This window comes from Sphingomonas endophytica (assembly GCF_014199415.1).
Classification (GTDB): Bacteria; Pseudomonadota; Alphaproteobacteria; order Sphingomonadales; family Sphingomonadaceae; genus Sphingomonas; species Sphingomonas endophytica.
The window spans coordinates 417,857-439,158 of sequence record NZ_JACIJN010000002.1 but is presented as its reverse complement, the minus strand read 5'-3'; the positions used below and the strand labels follow the sequence as shown (position 1 = coordinate 439,158).

Sequence of the window (21,302 nt, the reverse complement as noted above, 5' to 3'; positions counted from 1 at the left end):
CAGATGCAGGTGGTCGGCGTAATCGGCGCGGGGCAGATGGGCGCGGGGATCGCGCAGGTGTCCGCCGCCGCGGGCTATCGCGTGTTGCTCAGCGACGTCGATGCGGCGCGCGCCGCGGCGGGCAAGGCGGGGATCGCCAAGCGGCTGGCACGCGCGGTCGACAAAGGACAGATCGACGCCGCCGCACGCGACGCGACGCTGGCGCGGATCGAGCCGGTCGCCGGTGCCGCCGACTTCGCGCCGTGCGATCTGGTGATCGAGGCCGCGACCGAGCGCGAGGAGATCAAGCGCCGCATCTTCGCCGATGTCGGTGCGGTGCTGCGCGCCGATGCGATGCTCGCCTCGAACACCTCGTCGATCCCGATCACGCGGCTGGCGCAGGCCGCGCCCGACCCGGCGCGCTTCATCGGCGTCCACTTCTTCAATCCGGTCCCGGTCATGGGGCTGATCGAGGTGATCCGCGGCCTCGCCACCGCCGACGCGACCGTCACCGCGATCGAGCAATATGCCGAGCGGCTCGGCAAGGCGGTGGTGCGCGCGAACGATGCGCCCGGGTTCATCGTCAACCGCGTGCTGATGCCGATGCTCAACGAGGCGATCTTCGCGCTCGGCGAGGGCGTGGCGACGATCCGCGACATCGACCTCGCCTGTCAGCTCGGGCTCAATCATCCGATGGGGCCGCTGACGCTCGCCGACTTCATCGGGCTCGACACCTGTCTGGAGATCATCCGCGTCCTCTTCGAGGGCACCGGCGACCCCAAGTTCCGCCCCGCGCCGTTACTGGTCAAATATGTCGAGGCGGGCTGGTACGGCAAGAAGAGCGGCCGCGGCTTCTACGACTATTCGGGACCCGAGCCGGTACCGACCCGCTGACGACCGAATTTTATCGGCGCTGTCCCCTCCGGCGCGTCCTTTCTTGCGCCGGAGGGTTGGGCTGCGTAACAGCCGGGAAATGAGCGACAACGTGCAGCCGTCCGATCCGAACAAGCACGACGACACTGATCCCACCGGACTCGCCGCGGGCCGCCCCGCGCAGGGCACGATGGACGTCGGCGCCAGCGAGCCGATCGAACGGCCCGGGCTGCACCATTGGCGCGAAAGCACGATCACCGACCCGAATCTCCAGGATCGCGGCGGGGTGTTCTTCGCCGCGATCGAGATGACGCGGATGCCGATGCTGCTCACCGATCCGAGCAAGGACGACAATCCGATCGTCTTCGCCAACAAGGCGTTCCTCGACCTTACCGGCTATGAGGAAGACGAGGTGCTGGGGCGCAATTGCCGCTTCCTGCAAGGTGCGCAGACCGACCGCAACGCGGTCGCCGAGATGCGCGACGCGGTCCGCACCCGCTCGTCGGTGGCGCTCGAATTGCTCAACTATCGGCGCGACGGGACGCCGTTCTGGAATGCGGTGTTCATCGGCCCGGTCTATGACACGCAGGGCAAGCTGCAATATTTCTTCGCCAGCCAGCTCGACGTCACGCGCCGCCGCAATTCGGAGCAATCCTACCGGCAGGCGCAGAAGATGGAGTCGATCGGCCAGCTCACCGCCGGACTGGCGCACGATTTCAACAATTTGCTGCAGGTCGTGAACGGCAATCTCGAACTGGTCACGCACACGCAGGATCCCGAGCGGGTGAAGCGCTATGTTGCAGCAGCGCAATCCGCCGCCGAACGCGGCGCGAAGCTGACGCGGCAATTGCTCGCCTTCGCGCGCAAGACCCGGCTCGAGCCGCGCCCGCTCAACCTCACGCATCTGGTGTCCGAATTCAGCGAGCTGATCGAAAGCTCGGTCAACAAGCAGGTCGACATCCACCTCAGCCTGCGCCGCGGGTTGCAGCATGTTGTGGTCGACCCCGACCAGCTCGAGATGGCGCTGCTCAACATCGTCAACAACGCGCGTGACGCGATGCCAAACGGCGGGCTGGTGACGATCTCCACCCTGCCCCGCCACCTCAACGGCGATGCCGCCGCGCACGACCTCCCGTCGGGCGATTACGTCGTGTTGCAGGTCGAGGACAATGGCGAGGGGATGAGCCCCGAGGTGATGGAGCGCGCCACCGAACCGTTCTTCACCACCAAGGGCGCCGGCAAGGGCACCGGACTGGGGCTGGCAATGGCCAGCGGCTTCGTCCGCCAGTCGGGCGGGCGGCTGGAGATCGAGAGCACGCCGGGCAAGGGCACGATCGTGCGGATGCTGTTCCCGGTCATGCAGCCGGATCGCAAGCCCGTGACCGAACAGGCCGAGGCGGAGGCCGCCACCAGCGCGCCGCGCGATGGTGCCGAGCATATCCTCGTCGTCGAGGACAATGACGAAGTGCTGGCGATCGCGCGCGAGATACTCGAAAGCGCCGGCTATCGCGTCTCGACCGCGATCAGCGCCGAGGCGGGGCTGAAGGTGTTCGATGCGGTTCATTCGAAAGACCGCTTCGACCTGCTGTTTACCGATCTGGTGATGCCGGGCGGCATGAACGGGCTGATGCTCGCCGACGCGATCGTCGAACGCGATGCTGCGGTGTCGGTGCTGATGACCACCGGCTATAACGAGGAACTGGTCGTCGGCGGTCCGCGCGCGCGCGCCACCGACGTGCTGAGCAAACCCTATCGCCGTTCCGAACTGCTCGACCGCGTCCGGCTGGCGCTCAACCGCAACGGCGAAGGCGGCAAACGCCGTACCCGCTCCGATTTCGGCGCGGTACAGGCGTAAGGCTCCCCCACGTCCGTCATTGCGAGCGTAGCGAAGCAATCCAGGGCGTCCTGATCCGGCCCTGGATTGCTTCGCTTCGCTCGCAATGACGAGGGAGGGCTCGGCGGACGTCACGGCAAAGGCGCAACCTTCACCCACAATCCGTCGCCCCGGACTTGATCCGGGGTCCCGCTTGCTGTCGCCGCCAACCATAATTAGCGGCACCCCGGGTCAAGCCCGGGGCGACGCCGTCGGCTCTACCCCAACCGCGCCAGCGCCGCCGCGAACCGCTCGGCATCGGCGCTCTTCTCGGCGTGGTCGGCACGCGCCTTCTCGACCGCTTCCGGCTTGGCGCGTTCGACGAAGCTCGCATTGCCCAGCCGGCCGGCCAGCGCATCGCGCTCCTTCTCCGCCGCCGCCAGCGACTTCTGCAACCGCTGCCGCTCGGCATCGAGGTCGATCACCCCGTCCAGCGCCAACGCGAACGTCTCCGCGCCCCACAGGATCGGCGCGCGCGCGCCCTGCGCCTCGCCCGCGGTCAGCGTCACCCGCGCCAGCCGCTCGACATAGGGCGCGATCTCCGCCGGCACCTCGCCGGCGCCGGTGTGCAGCGCGATCTTCGCCCCCGGCGGAACGTTGAGTTCGGCGCGCGCGCCGCGCACCGCCTCGATCAATCCGATCGCACGCCCGATCTGCGCCGTGGCCGCCGGGTCGAGCGCGCGCGCATCCGCCATCGGCCAGTGCGCGACGATCAGCTCATGCGTGCGCGGGGCAAGCGCGTGCCACAATTCCTCGGTGATGAACGGCATGAACGGGTGGAGCAGGATCAGGATCTGATCGAGCACCCAGCCCGCGACCGCCTTGGTCTCGTCGTCAATCGCGCCTTTAATGAGTTCGAGATACCAGTCGCAGAACCGGCTCCACACGAACTGATAGATCGCGTTAGCCGCCGCATCGAAGCGATAGTCGGCCAGCGCGAGGTCGACCGCCTGCACCGCCGCCACCGTCTCGGCGATGATCCACTTGTTGACCGCCAAGGTCGCGACCGGCGGCTCGATCGTCGTCGACCCGCCGATGCCGTTCGCCTGTGCGAAGCGGCTGGCGTTCCACAGCTTGGTCGCGAAGTTGCGATAGCCCTCGACGCGCTTCTCATCCATCTTGATGTCGCGGCCCTGGCTCTCCATCGCCGCCATGAAGAAGCGCAGCGCGTCGGCGCCATAGGCGTCGATCAGCCCGAGCGGATCGACGGTATTGCCCTTCGACTTCGACATCTTCGCGCCGTCCGCCGCGCGGACGAGGCCGTGCAGGTAGAGCGTCCTGAACGGCACGTCGCCCATGAACTCGATGCCCTGCATCATCATCCGCGCATCCCAGAAGAACAGGATGTCGAAGCCGGAGATCAGCACGTCGTTCGGGTAGCGGCCGTGGAGTTGTGCGCCCTCTAAGCCCCTCCCCTTCAGGGGAGGGGTTTGGGGTGGGGCAGTCTTGGGCGATGGTCGCGGTGAGACGTCCCCCACCCCCGACCCCTCCCCTGAAGGGGAGGGGCTGTCCGAGCCCGGCCAACCCAAGGTCGCGAACGGCCACAGCGCGCTCGAAAACCACGTGTCGAGGACGTCAGGGTCTTGCCAAATAGGAGCAGTCGTCGCGAATGCGTCTGGGTTCTCCATAAAGAACGCCACGGCTTCTGCCCGGCCTTCTACTACGATAATTTTGCGACCCCGATAAGTTTCGGCGGCGCTTGCGATGGCAGCCGCTTCATCAACTGCAACAAATGCTTTATCTTCACCCGTTCCGGCGTCCCGCCGACTGTCATCGTCCGGAAGATGAATGGACAACCTGCCATTCGGCTGAATGCCAAAACCAAACCATGCCGGAATCCGATGCCCCCACCACAATTGCCGCGACACGCACCACGGCTGGATATTCTCCATCCAGTTGAAGAAGGTCTTCTCCCACGTCTTGGGCACAATCCTGATCTTCCCCGAACGCACCGCCTCGATCGCCGGCTTCGCCAAGGTCGCGGCATCGACATACCATTGGTCGGTCAGCCACGGCTCGATCACCACCCCCGAGCGATCGCCGTAAGGCGTCTGGATCGTCCGCGCCTCGGCATCATGTTCGACACCGTCCTTGTCGACATGCGGGATCAGCGCTCCGGCCTCTTTGAGTCGCTGGATCACCAGTCGGCGTGCATCCTGCTCTGCCTTCGGGTCATTCGCTGGGAGGACTAGGAACTCGACGGGAATCTTCCCGTCGACGGTCTGCACCACCCGCGCCTGCGCATCGAGCATGTTGAGCATGTCGCGCGCCTCGATCCCGGCGCGGCGACCGACCTCGAAGTCGTTGAAATCATGCCCCGGCGTGATCTTCACCGCGCCCGAGCCGAGCGCCGGATCGGCATGTACGTCGGGCACGATCGGAATCAGCCGACCGGTGATCGGCAGCCGCACCTGCCGCCCGACCAAGGCACGATAGCGCTCGTCCTCGGGGTGCACCGCCACCGCCATATCGGCGAGCATCGTCTCGGGCCGCGTCGTCGCGACATCGATATGCCCCGATCCGTCCGCGAGCGGATAGCGCAGGTGCCAGAAGCTGCCGCGCACCTCGCGCGTCTCGACCTCGAGGTCGCTGATCGCGGTGCCGAGGCCCGGGTCCCAATTGACCAGTCGCTTGTCGCGATACAGCAGCCCGCGCGCGTGAAGTTCGACGAACACCTTCAGCACCGCCTTGCTGAAGCCGGGGTCCATCGTGAACCGTTCGTTGGCCCAGTCCATCGAACAGCCGAGCCGGCGGAGCTGGCGCGTGATCTGCCCGCCGCTCTCCGCCTTCCACTCCCATACCTTGTCGACGAACGCCTCGCGAGTCAGGTCGGTGCGCTTCTCGCCCGCCGCGGCCATCTGCCGCTCGACCACCATCTGCGTCGCGATCCCGGCATGGTCGGTGCCGACCACCCACAACGCATCCTTGCCCTTCAGCCGCGCGTGACGCGTCAATATGTCCTGCAGCGTATTGTCGAGCGCATGGCCGATGTGCAGCGAGCCCGTCACGTTGGGCGGCGGGTTGACGATCGTCCACGGCTCGGCATTGGGGCGGTCGGGGCGGAACAGGCCCTTGTCCTCCCAATGGGCATACCATTTGGACTCGATGGCGGCGGGGTCGAAGGTCTTGGGAAGCTCGGTCATGTCCGTGTCTGTAGCCACAGCTTCCCGCGCTGAGAAGCCGCCGGCCAACACTTGCTTAACTCCCGCGCCTTACCCGGCACCCGTGCAGGGGGCGGGCAAAGAATGGGGCGATTCCAGAACGATCACGACGAAATCCGCGCAGCGATGCAGCGGTTTTCCACGCTGCTGACGCGCGGCCACGATGCGGTGGCGGCGGAGATGCTGCGCGAGCGGGTGCTGTTCTCGCAGCTGCTGCACCGTCACCGCATCGACGAGGATCACGAAACCGGGCGGCTGCTGCCGGGTACGCCGCTTGCCGCCGCGCTGGCCGCGGACATGCAGGCGCTGCTCGCCGAATATAGCGCGCATGTCCGGACCTGGCCGCCGTCGCGCATCCCCGGCGAATGGGACGATTATTCAAAGGCGGTACTCAAACTGCAGCAGCGAATGCGGATGCGGCTGGCGTGGGAGGAGCGTGAACTCTTCCCGCACCTGTCGGCGGCTTAGAGTTTGCTCCACTTACGAGGAAGCGGCACCCTCCTTCGTCGCCCCGGACTTGATCCGGGGCCCCGCTTTTTCGGCAACCGCGGTAGAAGCGGGGTCCCGGATCAAGTCCGGGATGACGGAAAGAGGGCGGGCGCTCGCTAAAACGTTGATCGGTCCTATCGCGCGCCCTTCGTCCAGCGGTCCATCCAGCCCAGCACCTCGCGATACCATTGCCGCGAGTTGGCGGGCTTCAGCACCCAATGGTTCTCGTTGGGGAACACCACCAACCGCGACGGAATGTCGCGCCGCTGGAGCGCGGTGAACGCCGCCAGCCCCTGCGTATAGGGGATACGGAAGTCCTTCTCGCCGGTGATGACGAGTTGTGGCGTCTTCCACTTGTCGACGTAATTCACCGGGTTCCACTTTTCGAATGCCTGCGGGTCCTGGAAGTACGCCTTCCCGCCGTGCTCCCACTCGTCGAACCAGAGTTCCTCGGTCTCATAGGCCATCGCGCGCGCATCGAAGACGCCGTCGTGCTGGACGATGCACTTGAAGCGGTCGGGCCAGCGCCCCTCAATCCAGTTCATCATATAGCCGCCATAGCTCGCGCCGAGCGCACAGGCATTGTCGCCATCGAGCCACGCGAACTTCGTCGTCGCGGCGACGAGCCCCTTTTGCAGGTCCTCGAGCGGCCAGCCGCCCCAATTGTTGCGGATCGCATCGGTGAACGCCTGCCCGTAACCGGTCGAGCCGTGGAAATCGACCGCGACCAGCCCGTAACCGGCACCCGCGAACACCGCGGGGTTCCAGCGGTACGACCAACTGTTGTTGCTCGATCCCTGCGGCCCGCCATGCACCATGAAAGCGACCGGAACCTTGCCCGCCACGCCGTAGGGATGCACCGCATAGCCCCAGACGGTGTCCCCGTTCGCGCCCTTGAAGCTGAACCGCTCGACCGTCGGCATGTCGATCCCGGCCAGCCGCGCGGCGTTGACCTGCGTCAGCCGCAGCGTGCTGCGCTGCGGGCCGACCCGGTAGAAATCGTCGGGCGCGGTCAGGCTGTTCATCGCCACCACCACGCCCTGCGCGCCGACCGCGACGCCCGAGACATGCCCCTCGCCGGTCAGCCGCGTCACCTGCCCATGCGCGACATCGACCTGAAACAGCGGGGTTTCCTGCGTGTCGTCGGCGGTGACGTACAGCGAGCGCGAGTCGGGCGCCCATTGCAGCGCCCCCGGCGAGCGATCCCAGCGCTCGGTCAGCGAGACCGTCTGCCCCGACGCCAGATCGCGCACCATCACCACGAACCGATCCGCCTCATAGCCCGCGCGCCGCATCGCCAGCCACGCCAGCTTGCGCCCGTCGGGGGATACTGCCGGTTGCGTGTCGGTGGCCTGATTGGCGGCGGTCAGGTTGGTCGGCGCCGCGCTGGCGTCGGCGGGGACCGAAAAGATGTCGAGATTGGTCGAGAGCGGCTCGATCCGTCCCGGCTCGCGCAGCGCGAAATAGACGGTGCGGCCGTCCGGGCTCCAGTTCACTTCCTCCGCGCCGCCGAACGGCTTGGACGGCGTGTCGCCGAGCAGCGTCGGCGCCAGCGCCTGCCCGTTGCCGCGCGCGCCCGCCGCGGTCAGCGGCAGCACGAACAATTGCGAGCGATTGCCGTCCGCCCACGTATCCCAATGCCGCACGAACAACTGGTCATAGGTGCGGCCGCTGCCGGCGTTCGCCGCCTTCTTCTCGACGGGCAGCTCCAGCGACGGCGCGCCGGGGCGGCGATCCGCCCAGATCAGGACACGATCACCGGTCGGCGCGACCTTGAAGCCGTTGAAGCCGCCCTTGAAGTCGGTCAGCCGCCGCGGCGTGCCGCCCGCCACCGGCACCGACCAGAGCGCATCGTCGGCGCTGAAATAGACGGTGTTGCCGATCAGCTGCGGGTCGTTCTCGTCGCGCTGCGGATCGGCGGCGAGCTTGACCGGCGGCGCGCCCTTGCGGGTCAGATCGAGCTTCCACAGATCGTAGCGCCCGCGATCGGCAGCGACATCGGTTTCGCGCTGCGCCCAGACCAGCCAGCGCCCGTCCTTCGACATCGTCGGCGCGCCGATACGGCTGAGCGTGGTGACATCGTCGATGGTGAGCTGCCGGGCGATGGCCGGCGCGGCAGTGGTGGCGGCAAGCGCGAGCAGAGTCGCGGAGATCAGGATTTTCATGCCAGCGATGATAAAGCAGAAGGTTGCGCGCGAGACAATCGCGCGCGGCGCTGCCCGCAAAGGTGGCAATGATCGCGCTTCCAAGTCGCCCCGGGCTTGATCCGGGTCCCGCTTCTCTCGCCAGCTGTGAGAAGAAGCGGGATCCCGGATCAACTCCGGGACGACGTGGGAAACTTCATCCGGCGAGTGACAATCACCCCTGCTTGGTGATCTTGGCGATCTCGCGCGCCACCATCTGTTCGACCAGATGCGGCAGATTTTGGTCGAGCCAGTCGCTCAGCATCGGACGCAGCATCTCGCGCACCAAACCCTCCAGCGTCCCGTCGCTGTCGGGCTCGGGCTTGACGATCAGCTTCGACAGCGCTCCCAGTGCGCCGCGGGTCGCCTGCACCGTCGCCGCCGAGACGACCGGCGGCTCGTCTAATATCGGCGAAGAGGTCGGCGCGGGCGCAGGCGTCGGCGTAGGAGCCGCCGCCACTGGTGCAGGCTCGGGCACCGGAGCCGGAGCAGGCGTCGCAACCGGCGGGGTCGGCGCAGCCGCGATCGGCGGCGAGACTTGCTCCTCGAACGCCTCCGCAAGCCGCGGCGGCGCGAACGAAGCCGGCGGCGGTGCGACCGGCGGCTCCGGCGCGGCCAGCGGCTCGTTCAGCTCGAGGATCTGGTCGCGGGTCGGCTCATCCTCGTCGCGCGCCGCCGGCGCAGGGATCGGCGCGCGGCGCGGCGCGGGCGCGTCGCCTTCCTTGATGACCCGCTTGATCGAGGCGAGGATGTCTTCCATCGACGGCTCGCCGCTCAAATCCCCCATCGGGTCAACCTCACAACGCTGCCCGATACATTACGGGCGTGGTGTGTCGACACCTGTCGTCAATGCGGGCGTCCTGTCAACATTGCTTTCGAGCAGCGGATCGAGCGGGCGGGTAACCACCGCGCTCTGCGCCGGCGTATCGGCGGTGCTGCGCGACACCGGGACGGCGCGTTGACCGTCATCGAAATCGTTCAGCTTGCCCCGCACCTTGGCGTAATGAACCGTCGGATCATACAGCGGTCCGCCGTCGAGCCCCAGATCCTCCGCCTCGGCATGGCCCATCGCCGCCAGCAGCGCGAAGCCCGCGACATAGGCGTCGCGCCGCGCCGAGACGAGCGTCACCTGGCTGTTGAGCAATTCCTGCTCGGCGTTGAGGATGTCGAGCACGGTGCGCGTGCCGACGCTGTTCTCGGCGCGCACGCCCTCGAGGCTCAGCTTGTTGGCATTCACCGCCGCCTCGCTCGACGCGATCACCTCCAGCGAGGAGCGCCACACCGCATAGGCCGAGCGCGCCGAGGCGATCACCTGCCGCTCGGCTGCGGTCGCCTGTTCGATCGCCTGCCCGCGCAATTCCTGCGCCTGCCGCACCAGCGCGCCGGGACGCCCGCCCTGATAGAGCGGCAGGCTGAGCGTGACCCCGGCGCTCGTCGCATTGCCGGTCTGCACGCTGCCGAGGCCGGCAGCGCTGCCCTGCCCGAGCGAGCCGAGGAAGTTGAAGTAATTCTGCCCGAGCGTCGCGCTGACCTGCGGGCGGCGATTGGCGCGCGCGACGCGGATGTCGTAGTCGGTGGCGTCGCGCACCCGCCGCGCCGCGATCAGGTTCGGGTTGTCCTGCATCGCGATGTCGACTGCGCCGTCGGCGGACGGCGGAAAGGCCGGCAGCGCCGGCGGCGTTTCGAGCACGCCCGGCGGCGACCCGACCAGCCGCACGTAATTTTCGCGGCTGGAGATCAGCGTCGCCTGCGCCGATTGCAGCTGCGCGCGCGCGAGGCTCAGCCGCGCCTCGGACTGCGCGACGTCGGTGCGCGTCAGGTCGCCGACCTCGAATCGGTCGCGGCTGGCGCGCAGATTGGTTTCCAGCACGCGGACGTTCTGCGTGTTGAGCCCGACGATCGCCTCGTCCCGGATGACGTTGTTGTACGCGCTGACCACGTCGGTGAACGTCGTCGCCTCGGTGCCGCGCAGGTTCGCCTGCCCGGCCTCGACGCGCGTCTCCGCCGCCAGCACGCCGTTGCGCACCCGCCCGCCCTGATAAAGCGGGACGGTGACGCCCAATTGCGCGTCCAGCCGGCGCTCGGGCGTGGTGAAGCTGTTGCCGCCGCGCAGGAAATTGTCGGTCAGCCCGGTCTGCGCCGAGGCGGTCGGCCGCCCCTGCGACCGCGCGATCGGCACGTTCTCGTCATTGGCGCGCTGTGCCGCACGTTGCGCGTTGAGCGTCGGATTGTCGCGATAGGCGCGCACCAGCGCCTCGCGCAGCGTCTCCGCCGTGGCCGCCGCCGGGATCGCCCCGGCCAGCACCAATGTGATGGCAACCGATGACAGCAGCGACGGCGAGCGAAGGCGCAAAGGAGTGATCCTCAGAAGGTGAAGCTGCGCGGGCGCGCGAAACCGGGAAGTCTGACCGAATCGATATCCGCGAACGGCGTCAAGGCGGTAGCTACACCGCGATGCGTCCCCGCCGCGAGCCGGAACACGCCGCGATCGACGATCCCGCTGACGATCCGCCCGCCGTCGACGACCTGCGACGCCAGCGTCGACGGCAGTTCCTCGATCGCGCCATCGACGATCAGCACGTCATAGGGCGCGCCGGCCGGATGGCCGTGCTCCAGCGGCCCCTCGACCAAGGTGACGTTCGGGGTCCCTGCCAACGCGTCGCGGGCATGCGCCGCCAGCGCGGGGAGCGACTCCACCGCGACCACCTCGGCGACCAGCGACGCCAGCACCGCGGCGGTATAGCCCGCCGCCGCACCGATCAGCAGCACGCGGTCGGACGGCTGGAGCCGCGCCTGCACCAGCAGCCGCGCGGTGGCGAGCGGCGTGTTGAGCGCGCGCCCCTGCCCGAGATCGACCGCACGGTCGACATAGGCGAGCGCCGCGGCATGGGCGGGCACGAAGCGCTCGCGCGGCACCTCGGCCATCGCCGCGACGATGCGCGGATCGTTGACCTGCGTGGTGCGCAACTGGCTGGCGACCATCGCCTGGCGCATCGCGGTGAAATCGTCATTCCGGAGAGCGGGGGCGGAGAGGGTCATGAGCCGTCCTGTGGCATAGCTGTTTTATCGATGCAACACACGTTGCGTCACCGGGCTTGTATCGCGCGCGGAACACACTTTGCAATCGGCGGCTTGACATCATGCCGCCCTGCCCGCATCTGCGCGCCCTCACCGGCCTCGAGGCGCGATGGCGGAGTGGTGACGCAGAGGACTGCAAATCCACCTTGAAGATGCGGAAATCTAGGATTGTTAGCGAAGTTCAGTCTTCGTTCACGCCACCCAATCTCAACAACTTGACCGGTGTACTGCTAATTTCGTCAGTGCGGTAGCCAGACACCGCGTGGTCGAGTCAAAAGCACATAGCTGTTAGCCCGCGCCCTTTTTTCCGGCCTCGACTAGTAATTTGCCGACCGCACCTATCCACTCGACGTTCAGCACACGCGCGGCAACCGCGCCCAAACTAATGAAAACCGTGCCGAACAAAGAAAGTAGAGTGATCTTGGTTGCGGTACTCGCCGCCGATTTTACGCCCTCGCCTATGCCATCACTCGCATCACTACTGTATTTCTTACTCAAACTGCTGACGCTTTTCGCAATTACAGCAAGTAAATTACTAAAGCTCATTAATGAGGCAAATAGCGCGCGCTGGTTCGACTGACGCCCACTCCCCATCGAACCCATGACATGCCGAAGATCACGAGGAACGCCGGGATCAACTAAACGCTTATTAAGTTCTAGTTTATCAACAATTTCTCTTCCAATGGCTTGCAGCGCCCTCGCATCTTCCTGCTGGAAGTTCGCTCGCGCGCTGTTTTCAGCAAATTGCAACCAATCCTTGTGCTGAGACACGAGCATGCCTATGCCAATAGAGAAACCTTGAAGCCTTCCATGCCAAGAATCTGGTAACTCTTGCTCAATCTTGTCGACAACTTTGGACAAGGTTAAATTGAAAATACCTATCTGGATTATGTTTATCTCTGCACCTAAAAGATCCCTCATACGGACAACCACATCTACGAAGGATGGATCTTGATTCGACGAGGTGAGATAATCAGAGATCGTCTGCGCTTCTGACAGAAGCTCCAACCGAGCCGCTTCAGCGATTACCTGTTCTTGCTTGGCGACAGAAAAAGGCACCTCTTTCGCCCGGAGAACACCGTCAGCAACCTCAAATTTGAGCGGCGCAGGCGATTGGTCTGGAACAAGGGAGGCAAGCCTCTCAATCGGACTTGGCTCCTTCTGCAAAGCGGACAGCTGCTCCGCTATCCCCGTTTCAGTATCCCTGATCGTGGCAATTAACAGCATACTGAGAGGTCGCCACGACTCTTCTCCGATCCACGTACGAACGCTCGATAGCTCCGCTCGGAAAAAGTAATTACTCAGTATGCTACGGAATTCTCCGATCGAAGCTTGCAAATCAGAAAAGGCATCATGAACGTCACCAATTGCTATGCTGTCCGATAGGCGGCGAACGATAGCCTCTGTCAACGCCTTAACTTCACGTCCACTACCATCAGCGGGCCACAGCCTTGAACGCTGCAACGCTTCATTCCCAATAGTATTCGCGAGCTGCCTTAGCTCGATGCGCTTCATGCGGACGTAAGTATTAGGATTTCTTGTCATGCCCGCCCCGCCGCCTTGGCATGCTGCCATACCACGCTACGTCCGCTAAACGCTCGTTGCACTACTGTAAACAAGCAGGATGGCTTGCTAACGCATGGAAGTGGCATGAAAAAGCAGAGCGTCGGATCAGAAACCTCATGCGCGTACTCTTTCACTTGACAAGGCTGGCTCCACGCTCGCGTGAGCTGTTCGTTGAATCGCCTTCCGTACAAAAGCCGCGGCATTCTTGGTCGAGCCGCCTTCTCCCGCGCCTCTAAAAGCTACTATTGCGCCTAAGCCGCTCGCGTCATTCTCTTAGCGTCGGCGGGGTTTCCACGCTCCGCGTTGTGCCGACCTGGGACGAGGCATCGTCTTGTAAGGAAGCTCTGTTGAGAGCGCCCTTAATCTGAAGGAAGAAGAGCTTAGCCGGCGATTAGGTCGGTCATTGAGGGGCCTAACGATGAAGACTTTTATCGCAGGTGCGATGGTGATTGCCGGCAGCGCCAGTGCCGCGCAGGCAGCCACCACGATCAATTTCAACGACGGTGTGCCGAACGGCTCTAGCTACACTGAGTCGGGCGTCACCTTCCGGCCGACCACCACTGGCGCGGTGGTCGGTCTCGATTACGGCGAAACTCCTAACGGCACCCGAGGCATTCTTGCCGTCGATACCAGCTCCAGATTCGTGCCAATACGTGCAACCTTCAGCAGTCTCGCAAACGCGGTGAGCGTCGATCTCGGTGACTATAGTTCCGACGACGACAGCCTCTTCCTACGCGCCTTCGACGCGAATGGCGGACTGCTGATGTCGGCTACGGACTTCATTCCGTCGACCTTCGTGGGTATGCGAACTCTGTCGCTCTCCGCCGCGGGCATTTCTTACGTGGAATTCGGCGGCGTAGGGTACTTGGGCGAGTCGAGCGTTTACGGCGACAACTTCACTTTCTCATCCGGCGGCGCGGTGCCCGAACCTGCGACGTGGGCTCTCATGATCTTGGGCTTCGGCGCGGTCGGCGGTGCGTTGCGCCGCCGTCAGTCGGTCGCCGCTAAGGTCCGCTTCGCTTAGGGCTTCGCCCTTGCGAGAACAGGCGCCGTCAACCTCACGGTTGGCGGCGCTTTCCAATTCGGCCGCGGCTCAGCCGCCGTTGACTCGGCCCATACGGCCGCCACGATGCAGCTATGTGCAACCGATCGCACACGACCCGACCATGCCCGAGCCTCAAGGATTGTTCCATCCAGCCGTTCTAGTCTTGTACAAGACTTCGTAGAGCCGCGAGTCGCCTCGGCCGCATGATGCGCGATTGAACAGGATAAAGGCAAAGACCCGAAGGGGACCGGGATGGAACACCGAGAACTTGGCACGCCCGAGAGGCGAGGCAGGATCATGCAACAGCTGCGTAGGGCCGTCGCAATCTTCGAGTACGTCTTCGCCGCCGCCCTCCTCTTTGCCGGCATCTTGTCGGCACTCGCGCACACCGTGCGCAGCATACTGGGCTGAAAGCAACTTCGCCGGCCTGAGTAGGACGGTGAAGCGGTCACTTCGGCGAGCGCCACAGGCCAAGCGCGTGCGCGATGTCTCCGATCATCTCCTCAACGTCTGGTATGTACCTCAAAGGTCGGCGAAACGAATCATGATACACATTGATTGCGTTCCAGAGTTGACGCCGGTCGTAGCGACGCGCCATCCGACAAAGCGGCGGGAGTTCGCGTTCGATGACGCGCGCAAGCTTCACTCTCTTTTCGCGAACAGCGACGCCATGAACATCATAGCGAGACAGATATAACCACTGCTGCCAGTAAGTATCGCGTACGTTAGGGGGAGAATGTGCGGGTGCGCAATACGCATGATATGGCCGACAACTGAAATGAGCTGTAGTGAGGCCGAAAATATCAGCCAAAGGCGATTGAAGCGCAAAGCCAATATCGACAGACCAATCAGCAGAGCAGTATCGATAGTTGCGAATGACAAGTCGAATTCTTTCCACGGCATTGCTTTCGATCGACGGGCAACCGCCTCTGAGACGGTTGCCACGACATAAAGAAGGCCGGCGGCTCTGAGTGGCACGTCTCCTTTTCGCCATGCCAGAGCGACAGTGGCGATAAGGACGGGCCAGAAGCCGTAGACGTATAAGGTAATGTACCATGGCATGTCGGTTCGCTCCTCGATGGAGCAAACCGACTGCGGGATCAGGCTGCGGCTGTCAGGGGCGGGCGCTCATGCGCGGCATAGGCCGGACAATCCGGGGAGAAGCCCACTTCGTTCAGCCCCAGCTCCGCGGCGACCGCTTGCAGCGCAAGATGCGCGCTCACCATCTTTTCCCGGCTCGCAAACAGAAGCTGCGCCGCCTCATTGATCGAAGCCAGCACCTCGCCGCCCACGTCCAGCGGAAGCGCGGCTTCGCGGTGTTGATCGATCAGGAAGCCGACGAGGCGCTGCGCATCGGCGGCACCCTTCATCGTTGCGTGTTCGACAGGTACGAACGCACTGCGAACCGCCTGAACAAGATCCCGGCGCGCGACGACATTCAACCGTGTTGCTGACATTTTGAGAAGCCTCTTGCCCGCAAGGTTGCGGGTCATGGGCGACGTAGGGACAGGATAAAGCGTGCAAGCTTCTCAACTTCACGGGTCAGCGCAGACATCGTGAGCATCAGCATGGCGAAGCCCAGAGCGGAACCAACGACCAGCGCGATGGTGGCCAAGTTCGAAGTTTGCGACGTCCTCCTGATACCTTCATCGCCAGTTGATGAAACCGCCGGCCCGGCTACGAAATCCGCTTTTGGTTCCCGAACCCGGTCGACGGGTGCCATCTCGCTCCCGGAAGCAGGATGCGCCACCGGGAATGATCCCTCAGGGAATGGTTCCCGCAGCGTATCAAGCAATTGCCGCGCAGCGTCTCGACGGTCGCGTGCCCCGACTTTTCGAATTGCGCGCTCGATATGGCCATCTACCGTCTTGCTCGAGAGGCCGAGTTCGCGCGCGATCGTCTTCGAATCCTGCAGCTTTGCTACCCGTTCGAGACACTCGCGTTCGCGCTTGGAAAGATCCTCGATGGACACAACGACTCGTTTCATCACCGAAACGGCCGATGCTGTTTCTATGGCGGACGATCAAGCTGGCCTGCGCCGATCGGACGAAAAATTCAGACCCTGTCGCCCGGCCGCCGGAATTCGGCCCAAACCGAATGCCCGCCTCTTAGCAACGCCTGCACGATCCAGCCGTGCGCGAAGTGGCTCTCGTTCGTCGCGGTGCTTTTGGCAGCCTGCCCCTCTTCCCAGAACCGCACCAGCAGCGCCCGGTCGGGGAGGAACTGCCGCAGCACACGGAGCGCCAGCCGCACCGCAGGTGTGTCGATTCCATCCCTATTCGCGCGTGAGGCGGCCTGCTTCAGCACCGTCAGCGCCAGGTTGATGACCAGCGTCTCGGCGCGGCGCGCGCGCAACGTGCGATCATTGGCGGCATAGGGGACGATCGCAACGCGCGTTTCGGTGCGATCGGGGCAGTGCCAGCACGGCATCTCGTGCAACACGACGTCCCAGTCCACCGATTGACGATGGAACAGCCGCACGCTGATCAGTTCCTCGAGATCGTACAGCCGTGCCTTACCACACGCTTTGCAGGTGACGTTGACGGCACCCTCCACCTTGCGGAGATCATAGAGGGTCTTCGGCTGGCCAACCATGGCTGGTTTATGGATCAGAACATGAAGAGAACAAAGACTGGAAAGCGGCGCTGCAAACCGGCATCAATAGGACATGATCGCACGCGCCAATCTGATTCGGATCGCCACCGAGAAAGGGGCGAGCTTGTCCGATCTCTCACGCAAGCTCGGGCGCAATCAGGCCTATCTCTCGCAGTATGTGACGCGGGGATCACCGCGGCGGCTTCCCGAAGAAGAGCGGCTGCATCTCGCGATGGCGTTGAACGTGGACGAACGATTGCTTGGCGCACGAGACCCTTGGAGCCCGCACTTGTGACAATTATTGTGTAGCTCTTGTGTATTCTCGCTTGCATGCTGATCTGTAGTTGTGTATATCCTACACAACAGGGAGCGAGGGGCGATGCGCAGCAGCGATGTTATCCGTAAGATCGAAGCGGACGGCTGGTATTTCGTCCGTCAGACGGGAAGCCATCGTCACTTTCGCCACCCTGAAAAGCCCGGCCTCGCGACCGTCCCGCACCCGAAGCGGCATCTGCCCACCGGAACACTGAAGAGCATCAGCAAACAAACAGGGGTCCCCCTCCCGTAAGGGAGAAGCCACCCGCCCAGCGATCGAAGGAACGAACCGATGGCCACCGTCTATTTTCCCGCCGTTATCGAACGCGATCCCGATGGGTTCGGCGTCTTCTTTCCCGACCTGCCCGGGTGCGTGTCGGCGGCGGATACGATGCAGGAAGCCGCCCTTGGTGCGGAGGAAGCACTCAACGGCCATCTCGCGCTGCTTGCCGAAGGGGGCGACGCCATCCCCACTCCCAGCGACATCGATGCGATCGAACGCGATCCCGACGTCAACGAAGTGGCGCGCATCCTCGTGCGCGGCGAGCGGCCCGGTCGTGCCGTCCGCGTTCAAGTCTCGATCGAGGAGGGATTGCTCGCGCGGATCGATCGGGTCGCGCCCAACCGATCGCGCTTTCTCAGCGATGCGGCGCGCGCGTTGCTCGCCGCATCGTAGTTCCCCCCGGAGGTGCGAGCGAAGGCGTCAGATCGTCGGTCGCCAACGCCTTCAAAGCCTTGACTCCGACGGTCAAAAAATGAGTGCATCCGCTACCGGGCGTGCCTCGTCCGCGTAACCGCTGGCCGTTTCGTGAAGCGGATCGAACATGAAGCCCGCCGCGCTGGCGGTCGCCCAACTACCCAACCGCGCACCATGATCGATCACGATGCAGCCGGCGGAGAAAGCCACGCCACGGGCCGCCGCGATATACGATGGATAGACTTGATAGCTGGCAGCACCGACCGGCGGCTGCGTCGGAAGCTCGACGACACAATCGCCTGTGGTTTTCGCCGCCGCGACGATCGCGGCGAGATTTGCCGAGAAGGCACCGACGCTGATGTTGGCCGAAGGTCCCATGTCGTTCGTTCCCAGCTGAATGACCGACATATCCGGTGCATAGGCCGGGATGGCATTGAGCGGGCTTTCCGGATTGGCCCCGCTGTTCCAATTGGCGGTCGTCGAGCCGGACGCGCCGGCATTGAGGATCTCGATTTCTGGCCGTGTGCTGTCCAGTGCGATCGTTGCGATAATCCGGATCGAACCCGTGTTCACCGAGGTCCGCGCGATGCTGTACGTCTTACCCGCCCCACGGCTGAAACCCGTGAAGGTCAGCCGCTGGATGCCATCGGCGGCGTTGGTGCTTTGCGTGGCGGTGGTGGTGCCGTCCGAAACCGAGATCGTCCCCAGACCCGCCGAGGTGACCGCAAGGATGTCCACCCGGTCAGTGATCACGCCCGCGTCCGGCACGATGGTCATTGCGTCCGTGTTCGGGTTTGCCGAGTTGAGCCGGCCTCCGCCCAGACTGAAAGATCCATATCCCCACGAAGACGGGATCGTGCGACGCGGATCGTAGCCATTCACCGCAGCGGTACTCGATAGCCCGGCCGCGCCTGCCCAGCTCTGTCGATTCACGTTGAAGCCGCGTGCTGCCAGCATTTGCGCGACATACGCCGTCTTGTTGCGGGAGGCCGCGCCGACGGACTGGAAGGTGCCATCGGAGGCGGTGCCGGCACCGATCCCGACATCCTTGCTGTCACCGATGAACAGCAACTTGGGCCGGTAGCCCGAGGTGAAGTAACGGGCGAGCGCCGCACGCCACCGGACGGTGTTTGCCGTGCTCCGATTGAGGGTGTTCACCCCGGCGGCGGTCAGATCGGCGGTCGTCACGACCTTCGTCGCACCGTTCTGGATTACCCTGATATTCTCGCTTCCAGTGATCTGTGCAGCGGCCGGCGACGCGGCCAGCGGCATCAGATGGAGAGCGACCACCAGCCCGACCGCTCCACGTAAGAACTTCATCATGTCAGAATCCTTTCTTTGGCTTGGGAAGGAAGGGTCAGCGCGCCTTCAGGCGCTGGTCCAGCGCACGATCGCGCGCCTCGCAGCGGCGGATCACGTCGAGGCTGGCGCGCCGATAGCTGTTGGCCTTGTCGAGCTGACCGGTCTGGGCGTCGCCGAAGGCGATCCAGTCCGCCAACGATGCGTCCACCGGCGGTAGATCGGCGGGCGAAACATCATCGGACAGCGTTCCCTGCACGAGGTCCGAGCAGGGCAAGGCAGCGCGGATGATCGCGGTACGCGGCGCGCAGGCACAAAGCGCGCAGGCCAGCATCGTTGACGGCAACAGGGACCGGCGCGTTCGCGCCGGGCGTCGATCGGATCGCACGGTCATTCTCCTTGGTGGTGGCGTCGATCGCCGACGCCTCGGTGAGCGCCCTAGCCAAAGCGGCCGATGCATCGATCGCCGCGCCGACGACGGCATCCGCCCGCGCGACGTCGACCTGCGCGACGGCGCTCCAATTGGGGCCACGGTGACACGCGCGAAGCGCGAAGATCAGCGCGAAGACTGCCAGCGCGGCCAGCAGCAGCGGCACTGTCAAACGAGCGAGCCGGATCATGCCGCACGTCGCGCATAGGCAGCCGCCAGCCGCACATCATAGCGGTTCTCGCGAAAGGCCGTGCCATTGTAGCCGCGCGCGAACGCCGGCCAGTCGCGGTTCTGGAGCGCCCGCCTGAGCCCGCGCGCCTCGACAAACATCACGAACGCATCGAGCTGCGCGCCCGCGCTGCGTGACTGCTGCCATGCAAACGCCCACGCGGTCGCCGCGCCGCACCAATCGTGGTTCTCGCCGAGTATCTGGAACGCGCCGTAGCTGGCGCTGGCAAAGCCGGCATCGACATCGAGCGCGACCGCGTCGAGCAGTTGCGCCCAGCGCGCCGCCTGTGCGGCCGGGTACAGCCGGGGGTTCCACGCCCGCGAACTGAGCGCCGGATGCGTTTCGTCGAAGCGGTGCCCGGTCGCGCGCGAGAAGCGATGCGGCTCGAACAGGATCGTCGGACGTCCATCGACGAAAGGCGTCCCGGTACTTTCGACGTCGATGACCGACCGGACCGCGGCCGACGGCGCGCCCAATCGATCGGCCGCGCGGTCGATATCGTGATTATCGATCGGCGCGTCGGGGCCATTGGTCAGCGCCTTCAGCACCGCCGCGCGCGTTTGCGCGGTGAACTGGCCGTTGACCAGCCCCGGATCGCAGCCAAGCGCCATTACGCGCCGCTGAAGCGTCGCCACGTCCATCGTCCTTCCTTTCCGTGTCAGGGGTTCACGTCGTCCGCACCGCGGAAGAGCCGGGCGAGCGGCGCGGGCAGCAGCGTCGGCACCACGCGCAGGATCACCCGGATCGTCCCGATGCCGGTCCAACCGGCGCAGATGCCGGCAAGCAGGATCGTCCACGCCGGCCACTGGAAATGCAGCGCCGCCGCGCCGCCCAGCGCCCCGAAGGCGGGCAGCAACGTGCACAATACCGCGAGGTCGCGCCACGTGACCGGCTTCCCGGCCTCGATCTTGCGGCCGATCCTCAGCACCTGCCCGGCCGCCACGGCGAACACCGCGAGCGCATACGCCTGCCAGTCCTTCACAGCGTCACCACCGCGATCCCGAGCCCCGTCGCGACGAGCACGCCCGAGACGAGGAAGCTGGCGGTACGATGCTGCGAAAACGCCGCCATCACGAACGCCATCCCGGTCACCGACAGGATCGCCGCGAGGCGATCGGTCGCGATGTCGAAGCCGCTCCACGCGTCCGGGCGCACGCTGACCAGCCGCACCGCGTCGCCCACCGCGCCGAACGCATACGCCCCGCCGATCAGCGTGCACCCAAGGAAGAACAAGGTGGCGCTCCACGGCGTCTTGATCGCGCTGACGAGATCGGCGTGCAGCTGGTCGATCGTCGCGCGGAACCGCGCCCGGCACGATCGCCGGTCTCCCCGGCACCGTGCGAGATGCCACAGCGCCGCGGCGGCGGGCACCAGCCAGTGCCCGGCCGCGACCGCGAAGCGGATCCCGTAGAGCATCATCGTCCAGATTGAGACGACGCTGACGATATGGCCAGCCGGCGTCATCGCGCGGCCCCACGGGCCGCGACGGT

The 21,302-nt window shown here is 64.9% G+C and carries 23 protein-coding genes and 1 tRNA gene; 8 read left to right on the top strand and 16 right to left on the bottom strand.

Features of this window, described 5'->3' with window-relative positions; genetic code table 11:
- Positions 1 to 3 precede the first annotated feature (3 nt).
- Together FHS97_RS04905 and FHS97_RS04900 are read left to right on the top strand one after the other, a co-directional pair.
- Positions 4 to 873, top strand: coding sequence for a 3-hydroxybutyryl-CoA dehydrogenase (locus tag FHS97_RS04905; protein WP_184033850.1), 870 nt, complete (start codon positions 4 to 6; stop codon positions 871 to 873).
- A 79-nt stretch (positions 874 to 952) separates the two neighbouring features.
- Positions 953 to 2,707, top strand: a complete 1,755-nt coding sequence (locus FHS97_RS04900; RefSeq protein ID WP_221233107.1) for a histidine kinase famiy protein — start codon at positions 953 to 955, stop codon at positions 2,705 to 2,707.
- A 236-nt stretch (positions 2,708 to 2,943) separates the two neighbouring features.
- Here the strand turns inward: FHS97_RS04900 and FHS97_RS04895 are convergent, their stop codons facing one another.
- On the bottom strand, positions 2,944 to 5,868 hold the full coding sequence (locus FHS97_RS04895; RefSeq protein ID WP_184033848.1) for a valine--tRNA ligase: 2,925 nt from the start codon (positions 5,866 to 5,868) through the stop codon (positions 2,944 to 2,946).
- Between the two features lie 144 nt (positions 5,869 to 6,012).
- On the opposite strand from FHS97_RS04895, the gene FHS97_RS04890 reads away from it, so the two are divergent.
- Positions 6,013 to 6,354 (top strand): hypothetical protein, encoded by a 342-nt coding sequence (locus tag FHS97_RS04890; protein WP_184033846.1) that lies wholly within the window; start codon positions 6,013 to 6,015, stop codon positions 6,352 to 6,354.
- A 155-nt stretch (positions 6,355 to 6,509) separates the two neighbouring features.
- Here FHS97_RS04890 and FHS97_RS04885 read toward each other — a convergent pair whose 3' ends face one another.
- The 4 genes from FHS97_RS04885 to FHS97_RS04870 form a co-directional block, all read right to left on the bottom strand.
- On the bottom strand, positions 6,510 to 8,540 hold the full coding sequence (locus FHS97_RS04885) for a S9 family peptidase (RefSeq protein WP_184033844.1): 2,031 nt from the start codon (positions 8,538 to 8,540) through the stop codon (positions 6,510 to 6,512).
- Positions 8,541 to 8,733: 193 nt separating this feature from the next.
- Positions 8,734 to 9,345 carry a DUF2497 domain-containing protein gene (locus FHS97_RS04880; protein WP_246346444.1) on the bottom strand — a complete coding sequence of 204 codons (612 nt, stop codon included), beginning with the start codon at positions 9,343 to 9,345 and terminating at the stop codon, positions 8,734 to 8,736.
- A 30-nt stretch (positions 9,346 to 9,375) separates the two neighbouring features.
- Positions 9,376 to 10,863 (bottom strand): TolC family outer membrane protein, encoded by a 1,488-nt coding sequence (locus tag FHS97_RS04875; RefSeq protein ID WP_425506283.1) that lies wholly within the window; start codon positions 10,861 to 10,863, stop codon positions 9,376 to 9,378.
- A 59-nt stretch (positions 10,864 to 10,922) separates the two neighbouring features.
- A complete protein-coding gene (locus FHS97_RS04870; RefSeq protein WP_184033840.1) occupies positions 10,923 to 11,597 on the bottom strand; it encodes a protein-L-isoaspartate O-methyltransferase family protein in 675 nt (224 codons plus the stop codon).
- A 142-nt stretch (positions 11,598 to 11,739) separates the two neighbouring features.
- Between FHS97_RS04870 and FHS97_RS04865 the strand changes: the two genes are divergently transcribed.
- Positions 11,740 to 11,836, top strand: a tRNA-Cys gene (locus FHS97_RS04865).
- Positions 11,837 to 11,924: 88 nt separating this feature from the next.
- On the opposite strand, the gene FHS97_RS04860 is transcribed toward FHS97_RS04865, so the two are convergent.
- Complete coding sequence (locus FHS97_RS04860; protein WP_184033838.1) at positions 11,925 to 13,151, bottom strand: hypothetical protein; 1,227 nt, start codon at positions 13,149 to 13,151, stop codon at positions 11,925 to 11,927.
- 469 nt (positions 13,152 to 13,620) lie between these two features.
- Here FHS97_RS04860 and FHS97_RS04855 point away from each other — a divergent pair, with 469 nt between their 5' ends.
- A complete protein-coding gene (locus tag FHS97_RS04855) occupies positions 13,621 to 14,226 on the top strand; it encodes a PEPxxWA-CTERM sorting domain-containing protein (protein ID WP_246346443.1) in 606 nt (201 codons plus the stop codon).
- Positions 14,227 to 14,889: 663 nt separating this feature from the next.
- Here FHS97_RS04855 and FHS97_RS04850 read toward each other — a convergent pair.
- From FHS97_RS04850 to FHS97_RS04835, 4 genes are all read right to left on the bottom strand, one after another.
- The gene (locus FHS97_RS04850) at positions 14,890 to 15,309 is read right to left on the bottom strand and encodes a hypothetical protein (protein WP_184033836.1); all 420 of its coding nucleotides are present in this window, start codon (positions 15,307 to 15,309) and stop codon (positions 14,890 to 14,892) included.
- 38 nt (positions 15,310 to 15,347) lie between these two features.
- Entirely contained in the window at positions 15,348 to 15,740 is a 393-nt protein-coding gene (locus FHS97_RS04845) for a hypothetical protein (protein WP_184033833.1), read from the bottom strand.
- Positions 15,737 to 16,219, bottom strand: coding sequence for a LuxR C-terminal-related transcriptional regulator (locus FHS97_RS04840; protein WP_184033830.1), 483 nt, complete (start codon positions 16,217 to 16,219; stop codon positions 15,737 to 15,739). The genes FHS97_RS04845 and FHS97_RS04840 overlap by 4 nt, the downstream gene beginning before the upstream one ends.
- Before the next feature lie 83 nt (positions 16,220 to 16,302).
- Entirely contained in the window at positions 16,303 to 16,842 is a 540-nt protein-coding gene (locus FHS97_RS04835; RefSeq protein WP_184033828.1) for a hypothetical protein, read from the bottom strand.
- Between the two features lie 73 nt (positions 16,843 to 16,915).
- Between FHS97_RS04835 and FHS97_RS04830 the strand changes: the two genes are divergently transcribed.
- The 3 genes from FHS97_RS04830 (at position 16,916) to FHS97_RS04820 (ending at position 17,833) form a co-directional block, all read left to right on the top strand.
- On the top strand, positions 16,916 to 17,137 hold the full coding sequence (locus FHS97_RS04830; protein ID WP_184033825.1) for a hypothetical protein: 222 nt from the start codon (positions 16,916 to 16,918) through the stop codon (positions 17,135 to 17,137).
- Positions 17,138 to 17,221: 84 nt separating this feature from the next.
- A complete protein-coding gene (locus FHS97_RS04825; RefSeq protein WP_184033822.1) occupies positions 17,222 to 17,410 on the top strand; it encodes a type II toxin-antitoxin system HicA family toxin in 189 nt (62 codons plus the stop codon).
- Between the two features lie 39 nt (positions 17,411 to 17,449).
- Positions 17,450 to 17,833 (top strand): type II toxin-antitoxin system HicB family antitoxin, encoded by a 384-nt coding sequence (locus tag FHS97_RS04820; RefSeq protein ID WP_184033819.1) that lies wholly within the window; start codon positions 17,450 to 17,452, stop codon positions 17,831 to 17,833.
- Positions 17,834 to 17,905: 72 nt separating this feature from the next.
- Here the strand turns inward: FHS97_RS04820 and FHS97_RS04815 are convergent, their stop codons facing one another.
- Genes FHS97_RS04815 through FHS97_RS04790 form a run of 6 tightly spaced genes read right to left on the bottom strand, consistent with a single transcriptional unit; the run spans position 17,906 to position 21,276 of the window.
- Entirely contained in the window at positions 17,906 to 19,177 is a 1,272-nt protein-coding gene (locus FHS97_RS04815; RefSeq protein WP_184033816.1) for an SGNH/GDSL hydrolase family protein, read from the bottom strand.
- A gap of 34 nt (positions 19,178 to 19,211) precedes the next feature.
- A complete protein-coding gene (locus FHS97_RS04810) occupies positions 19,212 to 19,352 on the bottom strand; it encodes a hypothetical protein (RefSeq protein WP_184033813.1) in 141 nt (46 codons plus the stop codon).
- A gap of 37 nt (positions 19,353 to 19,389) precedes the next feature.
- Positions 19,390 to 19,773, bottom strand: a complete 384-nt coding sequence (locus FHS97_RS04805) for a hypothetical protein (RefSeq protein ID WP_184033810.1) — start codon at positions 19,771 to 19,773, stop codon at positions 19,390 to 19,392.
- Positions 19,770 to 20,453, bottom strand: a complete 684-nt coding sequence (locus tag FHS97_RS04800; protein ID WP_184033807.1) for an N-acetylmuramidase domain-containing protein — start codon at positions 20,451 to 20,453, stop codon at positions 19,770 to 19,772. The genes FHS97_RS04805 and FHS97_RS04800 overlap by 4 nt, the downstream gene beginning before the upstream one ends.
- 17 nt (positions 20,454 to 20,470) lie before the next feature.
- Positions 20,471 to 20,794, bottom strand: coding sequence for a hypothetical protein (locus FHS97_RS04795; RefSeq protein WP_184033804.1), 324 nt, complete (start codon positions 20,792 to 20,794; stop codon positions 20,471 to 20,473).
- The gene (locus FHS97_RS04790) at positions 20,791 to 21,276 is read right to left on the bottom strand and encodes a hypothetical protein (protein WP_184033801.1); all 486 of its coding nucleotides are present in this window, start codon (positions 21,274 to 21,276) and stop codon (positions 20,791 to 20,793) included. Before FHS97_RS04790 ends, FHS97_RS04795 begins: the two co-directional genes overlap by 4 nt.
- Between the last annotated feature and the right edge of the window lie 26 nt (positions 21,277 to 21,302).